Below are 1,812 nucleotides of genomic sequence, written 5' to 3' on the forward strand. Positions count from 1 at the left end.
AATCATCGCAGACGCAGCCTCAATGGTAAAGGTTTTAATGGAACGATGTACTAGAGCTCTCCATAGGAAAAGCATCATGTACGTTCACGTCCCTGCCATGCGAGGAAAGATTGGCTCCCGCACCTACTACGCCTGCCTCATGCCCATGAGCGCAGTTCCCAATTTGTTCAAGTTCACGGATTGGGCGGGCTTCACGCCCGAAGACCGGGAGCAGCGCATCCTCAACGAGAAGCGGGTCCCTGAGTTGCGCGATTACATCAACGAGAACGAGGACGACTACATCTTCTCGTCCATCACCGCGTCTTACAAGTCGGCTCCGGTGTTCGACCCTGCGCCAAACGGCAACGGAATGGACGGTGCCATCGGCGTGTTGAAGTTGAAGCTCGGCGATGAGCTCATCATCAACGATGGGCAACACCGTTGTGCCGGTATCGCTGAGGCGCTGAAAGAGAACCCGAGCATCGGCGACCATACGATTTCCGTCCTGCTGTTCCCGTACGAGAACAAGGACCGGGTGCAGCAGATGTTCTCAGACTTGAACAGATACGGGCAGAAGACCTCGAAGTCGCTGGACATCCTCTACGATAAGCGCGACAAGATTTCGGCCGCCACGCTCGCGTCGCTCGAACAGGTGCCGGTGTTTCGCGACCTGACCGACAAGGACAGCATTTCGCTCAAGGCAAAGTCCACCAAGCTGTTCACGTTGGCTGCGCTCTATGACGCAAACCGGGAACTGCTCAAGGGGCGCGAAGAGGAGGACATCCTCGCGAACGCCGAGATGCTGACCAAGTATTGGTCAGCGGTTGCCCAGAACATGCCGGACTGGACCAGCGTTCAGAGCCATCACAAGGAGGCGGGGGAGCTCCGTGCAGAAAAGATAGCTTCGCACTCGACGGTTCTGCGCGCGCTTGGTGGTCTCGGACTGGAGCTGATGAAGGACGGCACCTGGCAAGAGCGACTCTCCGGCCTGCAAAGCATCGACTGGTCGAAGAAGAACCCCGACTGGGAGAACATCTGCATCGTGGCGAACTCGGTGGTGTCCAACCGGCAGGCACGCGCAGCGACGAAGGCCTACGTCAAGGGTAAGTTGGGTATGCCCCTCTCCGATGCCGAGCTGCGCTCCATCAACAAGGAACCTGTGCAAATCACGGTGGAGGACCTGTGAGATGAGCAGGAAGCGTGACATCCATGTAGTACGCCATGGTGACGGCTGGGCGACCAGAAAGGAAGGTGCTCAGCGGGTTGGGTCGACTGCCGACACTCAACGGCAGGCTATCGAGCGCGCGCGTGAGCAGGCGCAGCGTGAGAGGGTGGAGGTAGTCATCCATCGACCAGATGGCACCATCCGCGACAGCGATAGCTATGGTCGAGACCCCAGCCCGCCTATCGACACGAAGCACTGACCTAATCGCTACTCGCATGCGCCCCGCCCAGCGGGGCGCTTTCGCTCTTGGGTGGTGTGCGGTGGCCGACGCGCCCGACCTATGGCGCGGTGAGTCTCTCCATCCATCCAAGCCAACGCATAGCCTGTTCACGGCTCTCGCCGCACATGAGACTGCTTGCTTCCAGGGATGTGCAGACCTTTGGCCGAGTTGGATGGCCAAAAATTGTGCACCGCTCTTCCCCGTCAAGCTGAATGCAACGCACGCCAGCAGGTTTTCGCCGGGCATTCCTGGGATAGCGCTAGACATAGACGGCGCCGTACAGCAAGCGCCGCAGCGTTCGCGGCATTTCACGGCGCAGCCTTTTGGTTGACAGCCGGCTTGCCGTCGGGCATGCCAGGAATGGGCGAACTGATGGACGGGGCGATGC

Annotated in this window: 2 protein-coding genes and 1 pseudogene; 2 read left to right on the forward strand and 1 reads right to left on the reverse strand. The window is 59.4% G+C overall.

Going from position 1 to position 1,812, the window contains the following annotated elements:
• Window positions 1-76: 76 nt before the first annotated feature.
• Both ACOVRJ_RS19030 and ACOVRJ_RS19035 read left to right on the forward strand, forming a co-directional pair.
• Window positions 77-1,165, forward strand: coding sequence for a DNA sulfur modification protein DndB (locus ACOVRJ_RS19030; protein WP_422045400.1), 1,089 nt, complete (start codon window positions 77-79; stop codon window positions 1,163-1,165).
• 1 nt (window position 1,166) lies between these two features.
• On the forward strand, window positions 1,167-1,403 hold the full coding sequence (locus ACOVRJ_RS19035; RefSeq protein WP_422045401.1) for a DUF2188 domain-containing protein: 237 nt from the start codon (window positions 1,167-1,169) through the stop codon (window positions 1,401-1,403).
• 79 nt (window positions 1,404-1,482) lie between these two features.
• Here the strand turns inward: ACOVRJ_RS19035 and ACOVRJ_RS19040 are convergent.
• Window positions 1,483-1,691, reverse strand: a pseudogene (locus ACOVRJ_RS19040) (proteinase inhibitor).
• Between the last annotated feature and the right edge of the window lie 121 nt (window positions 1,692-1,812).

Origin of the sequence: Roseateles sp. (genome assembly GCF_049240545.1) — a bacterium.
Lineage (GTDB): Bacteria > Pseudomonadota > Gammaproteobacteria > Burkholderiales > Burkholderiaceae_C > Paucibacter_A.

Coding starts and splice junctions, on each gene's coding strand:
- ACOVRJ_RS19030 (WP_422045400.1), top strand. CDS start 77: ATGTACGTTCACGTCCCTGCCATGCGAGGAAAGATTGGCTCCCGCACC.
- ACOVRJ_RS19035 (WP_422045401.1), top strand. CDS start 1,167: ATGAGCAGGAAGCGTGACATCCATGTAGTACGCCATGGTGACGGCTGG.